This window comes from Larkinella harenae (assembly GCF_054780515.1).
Genome location: NZ_BAAGWE010000001.1, coordinates 335750 through 351659, shown reverse-complemented (window position 1 = coordinate 351659; position 15910 = coordinate 335750). Strand labels below are relative to the sequence as shown.

The 15910-nt window shown below is 50.9% G+C and carries 15 protein-coding genes; 13 read left to right on the top strand and 2 right to left on the bottom strand.

Annotated elements, in window-relative coordinates:
• Window positions 1-453: 453 nt before the first annotated feature.
• Window positions 454-1563 (bottom strand): glycosyltransferase family 4 protein, encoded by a 1110-nt coding sequence (locus tag ACYVH9_RS01455; protein ID WP_460634510.1) that lies wholly within the window; start codon window positions 1561-1563, stop codon window positions 454-456.
• A gap of 241 nt (window positions 1564-1804) precedes the next feature.
• Between ACYVH9_RS01455 and ACYVH9_RS01450 the strand changes: the two genes are divergently transcribed.
• The 11 genes from ACYVH9_RS01450 to bla all read left to right on the top strand — a co-directional run bounded on the left by ACYVH9_RS01450 (window position 1805) and on the right by bla (window position 13252).
• Window positions 1805-2869: a 2Fe-2S iron-sulfur cluster-binding protein gene (locus ACYVH9_RS01450; protein WP_460634509.1), complete on the top strand. Its 1065-nt coding sequence runs from the start codon at window positions 1805-1807 to the stop codon at window positions 2867-2869.
• Window positions 2870-4657 carry a M3 family oligoendopeptidase gene (locus tag ACYVH9_RS01445; RefSeq protein ID WP_460634508.1) on the top strand — a complete coding sequence of 596 codons (1788 nt, stop codon included), beginning with the start codon at window positions 2870-2872 and terminating at the stop codon, window positions 4655-4657. It begins immediately after the preceding gene.
• Between the two features lie 87 nt (window positions 4658-4744).
• Window positions 4745-4975, top strand: a complete 231-nt coding sequence (locus ACYVH9_RS01440; protein ID WP_460634507.1) for a hypothetical protein — start codon at window positions 4745-4747, stop codon at window positions 4973-4975.
• Window positions 4976-5183: 208 nt separating this feature from the next.
• Window positions 5184-6257: an NAD-dependent epimerase/dehydratase family protein gene (locus ACYVH9_RS01435; RefSeq protein WP_460634506.1), complete on the top strand. Its 1074-nt coding sequence runs from the start codon at window positions 5184-5186 to the stop codon at window positions 6255-6257.
• Window positions 6258-6325: 68 nt separating this feature from the next.
• Entirely contained in the window at window positions 6326-8002 is a 1677-nt protein-coding gene (locus tag ACYVH9_RS01430) for a hypothetical protein (protein ID WP_460634505.1), read from the top strand.
• Window positions 8003-8013: 11 nt separating this feature from the next.
• Entirely contained in the window at window positions 8014-8964 is a 951-nt protein-coding gene (locus ACYVH9_RS01425) for a glycoside hydrolase family protein (RefSeq protein ID WP_460634504.1), read from the top strand.
• Between the two features lie 168 nt (window positions 8965-9132).
• Window positions 9133-9948 (top strand): phytanoyl-CoA dioxygenase family protein, encoded by an 816-nt coding sequence (locus ACYVH9_RS01420; RefSeq protein ID WP_460634503.1) that lies wholly within the window; start codon window positions 9133-9135, stop codon window positions 9946-9948.
• 1 nt (window position 9949) lies between these two features.
• Window positions 9950-10921, top strand: coding sequence for a glycosyltransferase family 2 protein (locus ACYVH9_RS01415; protein WP_460634502.1), 972 nt, complete (start codon window positions 9950-9952; stop codon window positions 10919-10921).
• Window positions 10918-11679 carry a glycosyltransferase family 2 protein gene (locus ACYVH9_RS01410; protein ID WP_460634501.1) on the top strand — a complete coding sequence of 254 codons (762 nt, stop codon included), beginning with the start codon at window positions 10918-10920 and terminating at the stop codon, window positions 11677-11679. The genes ACYVH9_RS01415 and ACYVH9_RS01410 overlap by 4 nt, the downstream gene beginning before the upstream one ends.
• Window positions 11680-11797: 118 nt before the next feature.
• A complete protein-coding gene (locus ACYVH9_RS01405) occupies window positions 11798-12067 on the top strand; it encodes a hypothetical protein (RefSeq protein WP_460634500.1) in 270 nt (89 codons plus the stop codon).
• 276 nt (window positions 12068-12343) lie between these two features.
• A complete protein-coding gene (gene bla, locus ACYVH9_RS01400; RefSeq protein WP_460634499.1) occupies window positions 12344-13252 on the top strand; it encodes a class A beta-lactamase in 909 nt (302 codons plus the stop codon).
• 59 nt (window positions 13253-13311) lie between these two features.
• Here bla and ACYVH9_RS01395 read toward each other — a convergent pair whose 3' ends face one another.
• The gene (locus ACYVH9_RS01395; protein ID WP_460634498.1) at window positions 13312-13776 is read right to left on the bottom strand and encodes a hypothetical protein; all 465 of its coding nucleotides are present in this window, start codon (window positions 13774-13776) and stop codon (window positions 13312-13314) included.
• Window positions 13777-13838: 62 nt separating this feature from the next.
• Between ACYVH9_RS01395 and ACYVH9_RS01390 the strand changes: the two genes are divergently transcribed.
• Together ACYVH9_RS01390 and ACYVH9_RS01385 are read left to right on the top strand one after the other, a co-directional pair.
• Window positions 13839-14807 carry a YheT family hydrolase gene (locus tag ACYVH9_RS01390; protein WP_460634497.1) on the top strand — a complete coding sequence of 323 codons (969 nt, stop codon included), beginning with the start codon at window positions 13839-13841 and terminating at the stop codon, window positions 14805-14807.
• Between the two features lie 45 nt (window positions 14808-14852).
• Window positions 14853-15806, top strand: a complete 954-nt coding sequence (locus tag ACYVH9_RS01385) for a D-2-hydroxyacid dehydrogenase (protein ID WP_460634496.1) — start codon at window positions 14853-14855, stop codon at window positions 15804-15806.
• The last annotated feature ends 104 nt before the right edge of the window (window positions 15807-15910 follow it).

Genomic DNA, 15910 nt, shown 5'->3' with positions numbered 1-15910 from the left:
ATCCACGTATCGTTTAAGCGCGATACTCTACTAAGGCAGACTTCGGTTTACTGGCTTCGCGGAAGAGCTCTCTCTACACGAATGGTCCGAATGACGAGATTGGGTTGCAGTTGGTCCATGAATTGGCTGCTCTTGCTTGATTCGAAACTGTGGAGACAAAAATCATTCCAACCTCTAGCTTAATTAACAGACATAAAGATTGCCTTTCTTTCACCGTAAAAGGTCGAAAGAAACGAATGATTGTAGAATTTAAACGTAGTAAAATAATGAAAATTACAACATTAAAACCCTGTATTACATACACTTAACTAAAAATAGTAAATTGTCTAGCCAGAACAGCCGAGGAAGTCCTAAGGGAGAAAATGGAATTTATTAAACGGTATTAGATACCGGTAATATCAAGTTTACAAATGTTAGTTAGCGGTAACTAATTATAACCTAATGGTAAGCGGCTTAAAGCGCTAAAATGGCCTTTTCCCACTTTTTAACCTGGATGGCCGCATCAAACTGCCCGCTTTGCTGCACTAACAGCGCTTTGTTGTACGCAGAGGGATTGTTCATCACCAGCAGCATCGCTCTTCTAAATTCTTCCGGAGTTGGATAACTGACCAGTTCACCCATGCCCGGAATGATAAACTCTCTGGCTCCCCCCGCGTTGGGAGCTACCAGCGGTTTGCCCAGTGAAGCCGCTTCGGTCATGATCTTGCCGAATGGTTCTTCCCGGGACGTCATGATGAGCCCGTCGGAGAGTTGCAGATAATTGTAATAATCGTCGGTTTGCACATCCACGAAGCTCACATTGGGCAGGTTCAGCGCCCTGACCTGGCTATCGACCAGGTAATTCAGCCCCGTTGGTTTGGAATTACCCATCCAGATGAAGTGACACGACTGATCGGCCATCGCCTGGGCAATAAATGGAAAAAGGTCAACTCCTTTCCGGTAAATACGCGTTCCTACCATCGTCCAGACGAAAGCTCCCGGAGCAATGTTCAGCTCTTTCCGAAGCTCGGCTACCCGCTGTTCCGAAACCGTCTTTCGGCTTAAATCGACCACTGGATACAGCAAAGCCGTTCGTTTTGCGCCCATCACGGTTGCCAGATCACAGATTTGCTGCGTCACCCCGATTACCAGATCCGAATACGTCATGGCGTGGGCCATTTCATCGTACGAAATGGATTCGAACTGCGAATGTAGCTCGTGAATCTGCGAAATCACTTTCACCCCCAGCTGCTCGGCCATCTTAGAAAGCGGAAACATCAGCACGGTGTTCAAGTACCAATAATCGGCTTTTACTTCCTGTTGAAGACTCTTTATGAAGTTTTCATACACTTTCACGCCCATCGCGTGCGTCACCTTGGAGTAAATTTTCCGGACCAGCCCCCGGTTGAAGGGCGACGCAAACGCGGGAATATCGGCGGGCAGCTGCTGCATCAACGGCCCACGGTGTTCGCTGTATAAAGCAGCCTGAATTTGTTGCCGATCGAAATTTTGCAGATAGGTCCACAAAACTACTTCTGAGCCGGTGAACGATCCGTAAGGCGTAAAAAACAGGATTTTTTTCATGTATCCAATAAGTGCTTCAGCCGCGAATATCCGTTGAAATAACTACAAAACGGCAACCCGACCCGAAATTTGCCCAAAGACGTCCAAACCGGAATCCTCAACATTTTGTTAACCGGACGGATTGGTAATTCAATAGTATATTGCGGCCTGATTGGCCGCTCCGCTTTTGAAGCAGGCTTTCGCAGGACAACACACCGCCGATCGGTAAAGAATAGGAATCGCTCCGGCGATCGTTAGTATTATGGCAAATCGTTATTTTCTGAAAGTAAAAGAAGTAGTCCGGCAAACTCCGGATGCTGTTACCATTCATTTCTGGCACCCACTCAACGAAGTTATACGGTACCAACCCGGTCAGTATCTGACCTTTATTTTACCCGTCGACGGTCAGAAAATTCGCCGGTCGTATTCCATGTCCAGCTCACCACATACCGATGTGGCGCTGGCCGTAACGATCAAGCGATTACCGGGGGGTGTGGTTTCCAATTACCTCTGTGATACGGCCAAACCCGGTGATGTGTTCGAAACCCTCGAACCCCTGGGAACGTTTGTTCCGAAGCTCAACCCGCAAAACCAGCGCCGGGTCGTTCTGATCGGAGCCGGAAGCGGCATTACCCCCCTGATCTCGATGGCAAAATCCATTTTACACGTGGAGCCACGAACAAGCATCTGGCTGCTCTATGGCAACCGGACCCGCTCATCCATCATTTTTGAAAAAGAACTGAACGAACTGGCTCAATCATCGGGTGGGCGGTTTCGAGTTACCTATATATTAAGTCAACCCGAGGCAAACTGGACCGGTCTGATGGGTCGGCTCAACCAGTCGAACATGCTGAAACTGCTGGAAGAATTGCCCCTCGACGAGGTCCGGCGGTCCGATTTTTACATCTGCGGCCCTGACGGACTAATGGACGAAGCCCGCGGAGCACTCCGGATTCTAGATGTGCCCACGGAACAGGTACACAAAGAAAGTTTTGCCACCAGCTCGCGCGACACTCACGGCGAAGTAGTGGAAGAAGAATCAACCCAGTCTTCGACACCGGAAGTCACCATCTTATACGAAGGCAGCGAATACAAGTTTTCGGTCGAACCGCACCAGACGATTCTGGAAGCGGCCCTGGAACTGGATATCGATTTGCCGTATTCATGCCAGGCCGGGATGTGTACAGCCTGCATGGGCCGTTGTTTGTCAGGCAAAGTACAGCTTGACGAAGAAGACGGGTTGGCCGAATCCGAACTGCAAGCCGGTTACATTCTGACCTGCGTTGCCCACCCCTTAACGCCTGATGTTGTAATTGAAATTGAATAAATGGAAAAGACCGTAGAAATTCCAGGCCGTCCAGCCCGGCCATTTATTGGCGAAGAATTTGCCTTGAAATCCTGGGGCGAGGTAAAACCGTTGTATGACAATTTGGTAGAACGGCCGATCCAGAATGCCGACGATCTGCGCCAGTGGTTTGCCGACCGCAGCGAGCTGGAGTCGTACCTGTCCGAAAACTTTGCCTGGCGGTATATCCGGATGACCTGCGATACCTCCGACGCCGAATTTGTCAACCAGTTTAATTTCTTCATCACCGAAATCCAGCCGCAACTATCGGCTTACGAAAACCGTCTGGATCAAATGGCGGTTGAGAGTCCCTTTCTGTCCGAACTCAGGGAGAAGGGCTTCGACATTACCGTTCGCGGCATGAAGAAAGCAATTGAAATTTTCCGGGACGAAAACATTCCGCTCCAGACTGACATTCAATCCGAACAACGCAAGTACGGTGCTCTGATTGGTGCCATGACCATCCAGGTAAAAAATACTGCCGGTGAACTGGAAGAAATTACGCTGCCCCAAGCCAGCACCCTGCTGCAATCGCCTGACCGCGCGGTCCGTGAGGACGTCTGGCGAAAAATTCAGGAACGTCGGTACGAAGACAAAGACTCGTTGGACGAGCTTTACGACCGGCTGATTGCACTGCGTCATCAAGTGGCTGTCAATGCCGGTTTTGAAAACTTCCGGGATTATATGTTTGCCGCGATGGGGCGCTTTGATTACACCCCGCAGGACTGTTTCGCCTTCCATGAATCGGTTGCCAAAGCCGTTGTTCCCATGCTCAACAAGCTGGCCGAGGAACGCCAGCAAAAGCTGGCCAGCGTCGATCCGTCGTTTGATACCCTGCGTCCGTGGGATTCCAAGGTTGACCCCGACGGCTTGCCAGCCCTCACGCCATTTAAGACGGGCGAGGAACTACTGAATAAGACCATTTCCTGTTTTAACCAGCTCGACGCAACCGTTGGTGGTACGTATTTAAGTGACTGCCTGCGCATCATGAAAGCCATGGGTCACCTCGATCTGGAGTCGCGGAAGGGCAAGGCACCGGGCGGTTACAATTATCCACTGGAAGAAATTGGAGTTCCGTTCATTTTTATGAATGCTACCTCCAGTTTGCGCGATCTGGTCACGATGGTTCACGAAGGCGGACACGCTGTTCATTCGTTCCTGACCCGAACGCTCCCATTAAAACCGTTCCGCAATCCGCCGATGGAAGTGGCCGAACTGGCGTCGATGGCGATGGAGCTGCTGACGATGGATTACTGGGATGTCTTTTTTGAAAACCCCGATGAGCTGAAACGGGCTAAAATTCAGCACCTGGAGTCGATTATTGAAACCCTGCCGTGGGTGGCCACCATTGATAAATTCCAGCATTGGGTGTACGAATCGGCCGCCGGTCCGGCACCCAAACCGTCGCCCGCCAACCGCCAGGATGCCTGGGTGCGCATTTTTGAACAGTTTTCCGATACCGTCACCAACTGGCAGGGCCTGGAACAGTTTGAAGCTATTCAGTGGCAAAAGCAACTGCATTTGTACGAAGTACCGTTCTATTATATTGAGTACGGTATTGCGCAGCTGGGTGCCATTGGCGTCTGGATGAATTTTCGGCAGGACAACCAAAAAGGCCTTCAAGGATACATGGATGCACTAAGGCTGGGATATACTGCACCGATTAGTGAGATTTACCGAGCGGCCAACGTGCCCTTTGATTTTTCGGAGCAACATATCGGTCGACTCATCAACTTTGTCTGGGACGAAATTGAGCGACTTAAAAACTGATGCTTATCATCCGGATAAAAAATGGAAGGACAGTTGGGGAATTGCCCCGTACTCTATAGTTTTGTGGTGAATTTGTAAATCGTTTGTATGAAAGGGCTTTTGATTAAAGGAGTATTTTTGCTGGCGGTTGGTTCGTTGATCTCCTGCGACTATCAGAAATATAATACGATTCGCCAGAAGGATTACCGGCAAGGCGACAAATATGTGTACGGTCCCGGCCTGGATTCGCCGGCCGTTCAGACGACTTACAAGTATGCTTCCCGGCCCGAATTGGCCGATCGGACCAACAAGATCCGTCAGAAGCTATTTGCTAAGTAAGTGGCAGAACCGGAGAATCAAAGAAAATAGCATTGATATACCAGCGATGTAAAGGCTTTTTGAAGTCATTGCATCGCTTTTTGCTTATCCATTGCTTTTATCCTGCGGTATAGACAATTAGACTTTTTTTGATTTACTTTACATCTTATTCTGTTCTATTGAATAGCATTTTTTCAATATATCCAACCTTATTTCGTCAAGCAGCGATATGAACATTGCACTAGTTACAGGTTCTGCCGGTCTCATCGGAAGCGAGTCAGTTGCCTTTTTCTCAGAAAAATTTGATTTAGTAATCGGCGTTGATAACAACCTGCGGCAGTATTTCTTCGGTACCGACGGGTCAACCGACTGGAACCGGGATCGGCTCAAGGATTCCTTCTCCAACTACCGCCACTATACCGCCGATATTCGGAAAGTAGAAGAACTCGAACCCATCTTCAAGGAGTACGGCACCGATATCAAACTGATTGTTCATACGGCCGCACAACCCAGCCACGACTGGGCCGCTCGCGAACCCTTCACGGATTTCAGCGTTAACGCCAATGGCACGCTGAATATGTTGGAGATGAACCGCCTGCATTGCCCCGAAGCCGTGTTTATTTTTACCTCAACCAACAAGGTATACGGTGATAACCCCAATTACCTGCCCCTGGTTGAAACCGAAACCCGCTGGGAAATTGACGAAAACCACCCTTATTTCGCCAACGGTATCGACGAACACATGTCGATTGACCACACCAAACACTCGCTGTTTGGTGCTTCTAAAGTAGCCGCCGACGTACTGGTTCAGGAATATGGTCGGTATTTTGGCATGAAAACCGGTATTTTCCGGGGAGGTTGTCTAACGGGGCCCAACCACTCGGGTGCGCAGCTGCACGGCTTTTTGTCGTACCTGATGAAATGCGCCATTACGGGCAACCATTACACCATCTTTGGTTACAAAGGCAAACAGGTCCGCGATAACATTCACAGCCACGACTTGGTAAACATGTTCTGGCATTTCTATCAGAACCCACGCCCGGGCGAAGTGTACAACGCTGGGGGTGGCCGTCACGCCAATTGCTCGATGCTGGAAGCCATTACGATCTGCGAACAGATTTCGGGCAACAAAATGAGCTACAGCTACTCGGAAACCAACCGCATCGGTGACCACATCTGGTACGTTTCTGACTTGTCGAAATTCAAAAACCATTACCCCGGCTGGAACTGGGAATACGATCTGCAGCAAACCCTGGTGCAAATGCACGACAGCATGGTGAAGCGTTTGCAAGTACAGATATAATTCGCCCCGTAAGTGCATACCTCAGTTGGCGACGGGGTCCCGTCGCCAACTGAGGTAGTTGGCAAGGTATGCTTAGTTTTGACTCGAATCCTGTCGTATTTTTCGGAATTGGCTACGGCCTGCTCTGGTTGGTCAGCGCCCTGGCAGTGAGTCCGGCTTGGCTCAACTCGAAACCAGTCTGGCAAAGCCGGACTTTCTTTTTGGTCCTTGCCCTGGGTGCCGTGGTCTACATGCGGTTGCCTGTTCTGCTTTTCAATCAGGAACTCAATCCCGACGAAAGTCAAATCATTGCTCAGGGGCTCACCCTCAGTTACGACCCCGTTTTCTGGCGCTCGGTCGACGGCACCACCGGGGGGCCGCTGGACAGCTACCTGCTTTTACTTCCGGGGTGGCTGGGTCTGCCATTCGACTATACAACCGCACGCCTTACCGGCCTGGCACTGGTTTTAGCCACACTATGGCTGCTATTCCGGACGCAGGAACGCTGGTTTGGCAACGAAGCAGCCCGCTGGGCGTTATTGCCTTCGCTCATTCTGCTGGCCATCACCCAAAATGCCGACCTGGTTCATTACAGCAGCGAACATCTGCCCATTTTTTTACTAGGCCTGCTGTATTATTGGTACGCCAAACTCCTCCAGGAATCCGTTCCCTCCCGAATCCGCATTTTTCTCTTCGGACTGGTTGCCGGAATGGTTCCTTTCGGCAAATTGCAGGCCGTTCCCATGATGTTCTGTGCGGGGCTTTTTGTGGTCATTGACCTGCTCACCCGGTCAGAAATGACGTTTCTTCTCAAAACGAAGAAACTCCTGTGGTTACTAATTGGTGGGCTGACGTTTCCGCTGCTTGTGGTTATTCTGACGTTGTCGACAGGCGTTTTCGATGATATGGTCACATTCTATATCGTCGCAAACTTCAACTACGGTGGCGATGGGCAAGCCCTGGCGCACCTGCTGCGTCTGCCCGCTTTTTTTCAGCGAATTGAGGAGTTCAACTGGTTTATGTGGCTTTCGGGCCTTCTGGGTATTGTCTTCTTGTTTTTTGCCACCCGTAACCGGTTTCGGTTACACACCGCCTGGAAAATCTGGGCCTTTTTGGTCAGCCTCATTGGGTTTACGTTTCTGGCAATTACCCGCACGGGTTCCGAGTACACCCACTACCTGCTATTTCTGATCAGCCCGATTGGGCTGCTAAATGGCTGGTTTCTGAGCGAGATCCGCAACTATACGCACAACAACCGACGCCAAGCCTCCCTTCTGGCTGCGGTTGTACTGGCGGGTGCGCTTGTTCCATACGGTGTTCGCTACGCCAATTGGGCGGTGCACCGAATGCCCCTGAATGCCTACGTACAAAGTAACCGGCAAATGCCACGCTCAGCCGTTACAGAGCGCATTCTGCACTATGCCAAACCCGGCGAAACGCTAGCCGTATGGGGGTGGCAGTGCAAATACTACGTTGAAGCTAAAATGCCCCAGGGAGTCAATGAAAATCACACCATCCGATCGGTTTTTGATCACCCGATGCGTGACGTCTATCGGAAAAGGTACGTAGAAGACCTTCAGCGGTCGATGCCACCGGTTTTCGTTGATGCCGTGGGCAACTCCCTCTGGCTGAATGATCGGGCTCAATACGGGAATGAATCGTTCGGAGCCTTACACAATTTGATTACCACAAACTACCGGTTTGCCGGTGAAGTTGATAACACCCGGATTTACGTTCGCGCGGATCGTTTCCAGCAGCGACTATAACCACCCAAATCATGTGGACTAAAAAAGGACTCATTTACAAAACCGACGGACAGCGTCCGTTCAGCCGCACCCACGCTCAGGTTCCTTTCGCCTTCCCGCTCGACAATGGGCGGCTTCGGGTTTATTTTGCCACCCGCGACGAAAACCGTTCGTCTTCTACATCGTTTGTAGAAGTGGATGCCAACGATCTCTCGAACGTATTGTATGTTCACGACAAACCGTGCCTCTCCAAAGGTGCCGTCGGGATGTTTGACGAAACTGGCGCCATGCCTTCATGGTTTCTCAAGCGGGGCGACGAAATCTGGCTGTATTACACGGGCTGGAACAAAAGCGAAACCGCCTGGTACCGGCTCGGTATTGGCCTGGCTATTAGTCGCGACGGTGGGTTAACGTTTGAGCGCGCTTACAACGGACCGCTCCTCGACCGCTCGATTTACGATCAGGTTTGGGTAGCACAGCCCTGCGTAATGGTTGAGACCGATGCCGATGGTGTTGAGCGCTGGCGGATGTGGTACCTGTCGTGTACCAAAATTGAGATCATCAATGACCACCCGGAACCGTTTTACGACGTAAAATACGCCGAATCGAAGGACGGCATTACCTGGGAACGGACAGGCATCACCTGCGTTGGTTACAACAACTTTACAGATGCCATTGGTCGGCCGGCAGTGTACAAAGACGGAGATTTGTACAAAATGTACTATTCGTACCGCAGTGCAACCGATTTCCGGACCAGCGTAGAAAAAAGTTACCGAATCGGGTATGCCGAGTCAAAAGATGGCATCACCTGGGATCGGAAAGACGAACTGGCGGGCATTGAGCGATCGACCGAGGGCTGGGATTCGGCCATGATGGATTATTGCCATCTTTTCCAGCACAACGGTCAATGGACCATGCTCTATAATGGCAACGGTTTTGGGGCATCCGGTTTTGGCTATGCCGTTCAGGAAAAAAATCAATAACAATTTTATTCCATAATGGCTTATTGATAAACGGGCTTTTCGATTGAACCCGTTCGTTAAAATGCCGCTGATTTGATTGACATTACCGATGAGGTACGATACCTTTGCCAGGGATGTTCACACCTCACCGAATTAGTTTAGTACTATTTTAAACAAATTCATACCATTATGTCATCACTGCGCGATTCATATAAGCAAAACGGTTTCGTTTTGCTGAAAAATTTTCTGGATAAAGATTTGGTAGCGGCTATTCATCGCGAAGGTCGCCAGATTTTTGCCTATCAGATTCAGCGGACGTTGGGCGAATCGGTCGATATCGACGATCTGCCTTCGTTCGAACAAGCCATGTACCGGTTTTTTGCCGCTGACTTCACGGCATTTGCCAACACCGGCAAACAAGTGCAGCACATGGTTTCGCTGCACCGCTTGGGTACGGATTCGCGCATTACAGACACTTTGAAAGAGCTGGGCCTCGACTATCCGTCCATCGGCGTTCGGCCCGCTATGCTGTTCAACAGCCGTCACCTCGCCAAACGGGATGATTACTGGCGGTTAGGAGCCCACCAGGATTGGCGGACGGGCCAGGGATCGCTCGATAGCATCGTGGTATGGTTTCCGCTGGTACCAGCTGGGGCCGACCTGGGTGCCCTTCAGGTTATTCCCGGCAGTCACCGGCAAGGCCTCTACGAGTCAACATCCGTTGACTATATTGGCACTATTCCCGACGAATTATTAAAGGATGAGTGGCAACAGCTTGAATTTGAAGTAGGCGATGTGTTGTTCTTCTCCGCGTTCCTGGTTCACCGCTCCGGCATCAACTCGACAGAATCGGTCCGCTGGTCGGTGCAACTTCGGTATAACAACTTACTAGAAAACACATTCATCGAGCGAGGCTACCCATTAGCTTACATCTATAAGCCTCAGGCCGAACTGATTACGCCCAACTTCCCGGTGCTTAGTCAGATGGATGAAATTTTCAATTAAAATGAAAGTAACCGTTTCCATTGTTACTTACAATCATGCGAAATTTGTTCGGCAAACGTTAGACAGCGTCTTATGTCAGCAGACCAATTTTGATTTCGAAATTATTGTAGGTGACGATCTGTCCAAAGATAACACCCGCGAGATTCTGGCCGAATACCAGGCTCGCTACCCAGATAAAATCCGGCTGCTGCTGCATCCAACGAATCTGGGTAACAACGGGATGCACAATGCACTCGCCACGTTCAAAGCCGCGCGTGGTGAGTACATTGCCCAAATGGACGGGGATGATTATTGGGTCAATCCTCATAAACTGCAAAAGCAGGTAGACATGCTCGACGAACACCCCGAGTATTCGGCCTGCTTCACCAACGCCATGACGGTGTTCGAAGATGAGCAGTACGAGCCATTTTCGTTGGTAGGTGAAAAAAAAGCCGCGTATACAGTCGATGATTTGATCGGGGAGGATGAAATTTTTTTCATGGCGACATCCAGCATCATGTTCCGGAAAAATGCAATTCCGGAGTACCCCGCCTGGTACTACCTGTCCCAAAGCGGTGACATTCCCCGGAACATCCTGCTTGCAAAAGCGGGCCCGATTGGCTATATTGACGAGATCATGTCCGTGTACCGAAAAAACCGGGCGGGTGCCAGCTACGCGGACAACAAGAAGGATCGAGCCTTTCTGAACAACCGGATTTTGATGTATTCAAACATCAACCGTGAACTTGATTTCAAGTACGACAAGGTACTGCGCAAAAACATCGCCCGCTATTACAAGATGATGCTGGACGCGAACCAGTACCAAAATAGCTATTTCCGACGGGCCGGCATCGCGCTGAAATACCTTTACCTCGGCAAACCGGACGGGACGGTTCTCAAAGAGGTTATCCAAAATTATGTTTTACCAAAGCCCGTTTTCAAATTATACAGTGCCATTCGGTTAATGCCTTACCGTTTAATGGATCGATCATGAAGCTAAGTGTAGTTATTCCCGCTTATAACGAACAGGAATCCATTCCGGAAACGTTGCGGTCTTTGTACCAGACGTTGTCAAAACACGGCATTCCGCACGAAATCTGCGTTACCAACGACAACTCGAAGGACAATACCCGGGAGGTACTGGAAGAATTGACGCACGAAATTCCGACGCTGGTGTACTACACCAACCCCGGCCCAAACGGTTTTGGGTACGCCGTCCGGTACGGCCTCGAACGGTTTACGGGCGACTGCGTGGCCGTGTTTATGGCCGATATGTCCGACGATCCGGAAGACCTGGCGAAGTTCTATTTTAAAATGCTGGAAGGCGACTACGACTGCGTTTTCGGCAGCCGGTGGAGCAAAGGCGGCAAAGTGATCGATTATCCGCAGCTCAAAAAATACATCAACCGACTGGCCAACTTCATTGTCCGGATCGTGATGGGGATTCGTTACAACGACACCACCAACGCGTTCAAACTCTACAAACGGGAGACCATGGAAGGGCTCAAGCCATTTCTGTCGCCCCACTTCAACCTTACCGTCGAACTACCGCTGAAAGCGATGGTACGGGGGTATAATTTCGCCGTTGTGCCCAACAGCTGGACCAATCGGAAATACGGCGAATCGAAACTGAAGATCAAAGAAATGGGCAGCCGTTACTTCTTTATTCTGATGTACTGCCTGATCGAGAAATACTTCTCACGCGGAGATTTCCGGAAGAAAACCAAACCAGCCGCGCCCGTAAGCCGGTAATCGACCGGGCATGACTATTTTATCCCGACTTTTTGCTACAGTATTCTTCCCCTGCTTTGTACAATGACAAAGCAGGAGAAGGAAATCATCGCTCCTGCAAAAGTAAATCGCATAGACTATGTTATGGTATGTTGGCTTTACAGGCATACTACACAACCTGTCGGTGATGCCCACTGAGTCTATGCTATCGGTTTTTCAGCAACCCGATTTTGTTTGCACAAGATCTGTTACGACGGGCGAATGGCAGGAATTAGTCCACAACATTGACTGGGCAAGTTTTCGAAAAGAAGGCTCAATTGCAGGTGGAGAATGCTGTGATATTGGTGGCGTTGCCATTAAGGTTACAGCGGGTGCGGTTGTCCATCATGTTAGCCGGCAACACATCTAACCGACTCAACAGCGCTCGGAAAATTGGCAGCCAGGTTATACGGCCGAATGCAAACGCGCTAAAAGACTGCCAATAGTTTTTCTTTACTGCTTCCAATCAACCGACTCCAACTGCCTGAAAATCGCTGACTGGCTCCCTGCCATTTGTAACTTTTTCGCCTTCGGTACGAAAAACAATCGAGTTTATACGGTATTCAACAATACCCCGTTACAACCCTAGACGCAGCGGATGGATCATTCATAAACCGCATCCAAGTACCTTCCTCTTTTTCTTGATATGATAAAATCAAAGTACCTGTTTTTCTTTCTATGGTTCCCGTTCATGGCCCTTGGCAAAACCGTATATCATTCTTCGGATGATTTGGCCGCAAAAATCCAGCAAATTGCCGGGAAAGCCCAGGGACGGGTCGGCGTGATGGCCACCGTTATAGAAACCGGCCAATCGGTCAGTCTGGACCCATCGGGCCATTTTCCGATGCAGAGCGTGTATAAATTTCCGATTGCAATGGCAGTGCTGCATCAGGTCGACGAAGGAAACCTGAATCTTAATCAGAAAATCCGGGTTGAAAAAAACGATTTTGTTGGTTCTAAACAACACAGCCCCATCCGCGACGCCAATCCGCAAGGTGTCGAACTGACCCTGGCCGAACTGCTCCGTTTTATGGCGTCAGAAAGTGACGGAACAGCCTGCGACGTGTTGCTAAATGTTCTCGGCGGACCGGCGAAGGTAACCGAATACCTGCGTTCGCTGAGCATTAACGGTATACGGGTGGCAACCACCGAAAAAGAAATGGGCACGAGCGAAACCGTACAATACCGCAACTGGTCCTCCCCGGAGTCAATGGTACGCCTGTTAACGGTTTTTCACCAGGAGAAAAAACTTTCTGCCACGAGCAGCGCTCTGCTCCGTCGCCTGTTGACCGAAACCCCCACCGGGCCACGTCGGCTCAAAGGATCGCTGCCGCCCGGAACCGTGGTGGCTCATAAAACGGGAAGCTCTCGCACCTTCGACGGTTTTACCCGGGCTACTAATGATGTCGGCATCATCACTTTACCCACGGGGCAACACCTGGCCATTGCGGTTTTTGTGGCTGATTCGAAAGCCAGCGATGGCGACCGGGAAAGCGTGATTGCGGAAATTGCCCAAGCCGTTTGGGACGAATGGAGCACGGCTGGCGGAAAATAAGAGCAAGGGTTCAGCTGCGATGGGCCCGTTTTTTATAACCACAAGGAAAACGTGACGGCCTATTCCTTCAGCATTCCCGTTCCGCTAAAACGATTGATCAGTTGAGGAATCTGGTAGACGGCCAACGTAAAGATAATGCCCCAGAATAAAGCGCTGATGAGCATGTAACTAAAAATAAGTGGGCGGCTTACTTTGAACGAGACCGCAAGAATCGTTCCGCCAATGGGCGTCAGCAGCAAAGGAGTCAGAAAGGCGATGCCCGCGATACCGGCTCGTTTCCAGATCCGAACCGCCAGGCGCGTCCGGGGACTAAACAGCCGGGGTTTTGAGCGCCGGAAACGATTGATCAACGCTCGCAGTGCCACGCCCGCGTACGTAACCAGTATCACACTCGCCATCATGCCCGCTGCCGTGGCCAGCCAGGTTTCAACCCAGCTTAGCCCCAACGCTACGCCTGTCACCGGTCCGCCAATGAACTTCAGCATACTGGCGACCAAAACCGATAAATATTTTGCAATGTTCATAGGGGAACCAACCAGCCTAAATTTCGTTAAAAATAACAGCATTAACGACTAAATGTTGCAGCATGCCGGTTCTCCGTCACTCTTCTTTTCCCGGATCGCCCCGGTATCAAATCAACGGCCACCTACAAACCATTTTTCCCAGCTTGCTTCGAAAGATAAACGGTGTAGTGTACGAACGCGAGCGCCTGACGCTGGCCGACGGTGATTTTGTAGATCTCGACTGGCTTGACCGGAAAAGCGATAAAATTGTCATCATGACGCACGGCTTAGAGGGCGACTCCAACCGGCATTACATCAAAGGTACCGCCAAGCTGTTTGCCCAACACGGCTGGGACGTTCTGGCCTGGAATTGCCGTTCGTGCAGTGGCGAGATGAACCGGGCTTTCCGGCTTTACAATCACGGCGAAATCGGCGATATTGCCGAAGTCATCGAACACGTTTTGCGAACCAAACCGTACCGCGACATGGTGCTGATCGGCTACAGCATGGGCGGAAACATCGCGCTGAAATACGCAGGTGTTCACGGAAAAAGCGTCCCCGAAGTTCTCCGGAAGATTGTAGCGGTTTCGTCGCCGACGGACCTGGAAGCCAGCGCTAAACAGCTCGACCTACCCAAAAACCGGTTTTACCGCAACCGGTTCATGAAGAAGCTGATTATCAAATTGCAACAAAAAGCCGACCTATTTCCGGGCAAACTCAATATGACAAATCTCCAGCAGGTTCGGCGCTGGCGCGATTTTGACCAGCATTTTTCGGCTCCGGTAAACGGGTACCGCGATGCCGACGATTTCTATGAACAAGCCTCAGCTGTCAATTACATGCCCGAAATAACCGTTCCGACCCTGCTCGTCAATGCCCAGAACGACCCGCTGTTGTCGCCCGAATGTTCGCCCGCGTGGCTGGCCGAAAAACACCCGATGATCTACCTGGAAACGCCCCGGACCGGCGGGCATGTTGGCTTTGCTGTTCGCGGAGATGAGTTTACCTGGGTCGAGCGCCGGGCACTGGAGTTTGCCCAAAATCCCGGGTGATGCCGGATTTTAACCGTATCTTTCGCCCTCATTTAAGCCTTTCCCATGAACCTTGTTTTTGCTGACGCCTATACCCTCAATCCCGGTGACCTGGATTGGACGCCCCTCACCTCCCTCGGCAGCGTTACCCTGCACGACCGCACCGCCCCCGACCAGTTGCTGGATCGCGTAAAGGATGCCGACATGATTCTGGTCAATAAAGTAAAGCTAAACCGGCAGACGCTGGAACAGTTGCCCAAACTGCGGTATATCGGTGTAACGGCAACCGGCTACGACATTATCGACGTAAAAGCCGCCCGTGAACTCGATATTGTGGTCACGAATGTCAAGGGATATAGTACCGAATCCGTGGCCCAGCTAACGTTTGCGTTAATGCTTGAACTGACGCATCATGCCGGGTTACACGCCGATAGCGTTCGGGCGGGCGACTGGGCGCAAAATCCGGATTTTGCCTACTGGAAAACCCCGCTGGTCGAATTATTCGGAAAAACGCTGGGCGTGGTCGGGTTCGGCGACATCGGAAAACGCGTCGCCACCATCGGTCAGGCTTTTGGCATGAATATCCTGGTCAATCGTCGGCATACGGATGAAGAACCGCCAGAAGGCATTCGCTACGTGGACCAGGCCACCCTTTTTGCCGAAAGTGACGTTGTGACGCTGCACTGCCCGGCCACCGACGAAAACCGTGGTTTTGTCAACCAGAGTCTGCTGGATCAGATGAAACCAACCGCCTACCTGATCAACACCAGCCGGGGAGCGCTGATCAACGAAGCCGATCTGGCCGAAGCCTTGAACAATGACCGATTGGCCGGTGCGGGTCTGGACGTGCTGACCACCGAACCACCAGCGGCTGATAACCCGTTGTTTTCGGCGCGCAACTGCCTCATTACACCGCATTTAGCTTGGGCGTCGCGCGAAGCCCGCCAACGACTTCTACTCGAAACCGTCGAAAACATTCGCGCTTTTTTTGCCGGGAAGCCCCGAAATGTAGTGAATTGACGGTTTTTAGAACCCGCTGCCTAAAACCTTGTTCAGTCCCGCAACCGCTGCGGGGCTTTTTTGTCCACCACAAATATACCGTTCCGTCAGTTTTAGTAACTTAC

Coding starts and splice junctions, on each gene's coding strand:
- ACYVH9_RS01455 (WP_460634510.1), bottom strand. CDS start 1,563: ATGAAAAAAATCCTGTTTTTTACGCCTTACGGATCGTTCACCGGCTCA.
- ACYVH9_RS01450 (WP_460634509.1), top strand. CDS start 1,805: ATGGCAAATCGTTATTTTCTGAAAGTAAAAGAAGTAGTCCGGCAAACT.
- ACYVH9_RS01445 (WP_460634508.1), top strand. CDS start 2,870: ATGGAAAAGACCGTAGAAATTCCAGGCCGTCCAGCCCGGCCATTTATT.
- ACYVH9_RS01440 (WP_460634507.1), top strand. CDS start 4,745: ATGAAAGGGCTTTTGATTAAAGGAGTATTTTTGCTGGCGGTTGGTTCG.
- ACYVH9_RS01435 (WP_460634506.1), top strand. CDS start 5,184: ATGAACATTGCACTAGTTACAGGTTCTGCCGGTCTCATCGGAAGCGAG.
- ACYVH9_RS01430 (WP_460634505.1), top strand. CDS start 6,326: ATGCTTAGTTTTGACTCGAATCCTGTCGTATTTTTCGGAATTGGCTAC.
- ACYVH9_RS01425 (WP_460634504.1), top strand. CDS start 8,014: ATGTGGACTAAAAAAGGACTCATTTACAAAACCGACGGACAGCGTCCG.
- ACYVH9_RS01420 (WP_460634503.1), top strand. CDS start 9,133: ATGTCATCACTGCGCGATTCATATAAGCAAAACGGTTTCGTTTTGCTG.
- ACYVH9_RS01415 (WP_460634502.1), top strand. CDS start 9,950: ATGAAAGTAACCGTTTCCATTGTTACTTACAATCATGCGAAATTTGTT.
- ACYVH9_RS01410 (WP_460634501.1), top strand. CDS start 10,918: ATGAAGCTAAGTGTAGTTATTCCCGCTTATAACGAACAGGAATCCATT.
- ACYVH9_RS01405 (WP_460634500.1), top strand. CDS start 11,798: ATGTTATGGTATGTTGGCTTTACAGGCATACTACACAACCTGTCGGTG.
- bla (WP_460634499.1), top strand. CDS start 12,344: ATGATAAAATCAAAGTACCTGTTTTTCTTTCTATGGTTCCCGTTCATG.
- ACYVH9_RS01395 (WP_460634498.1), bottom strand. CDS start 13,776: ATGAACATTGCAAAATATTTATCGGTTTTGGTCGCCAGTATGCTGAAG.
- ACYVH9_RS01390 (WP_460634497.1), top strand. CDS start 13,839: ATGCCGGTTCTCCGTCACTCTTCTTTTCCCGGATCGCCCCGGTATCAA.
- ACYVH9_RS01385 (WP_460634496.1), top strand. CDS start 14,853: ATGAACCTTGTTTTTGCTGACGCCTATACCCTCAATCCCGGTGACCTG.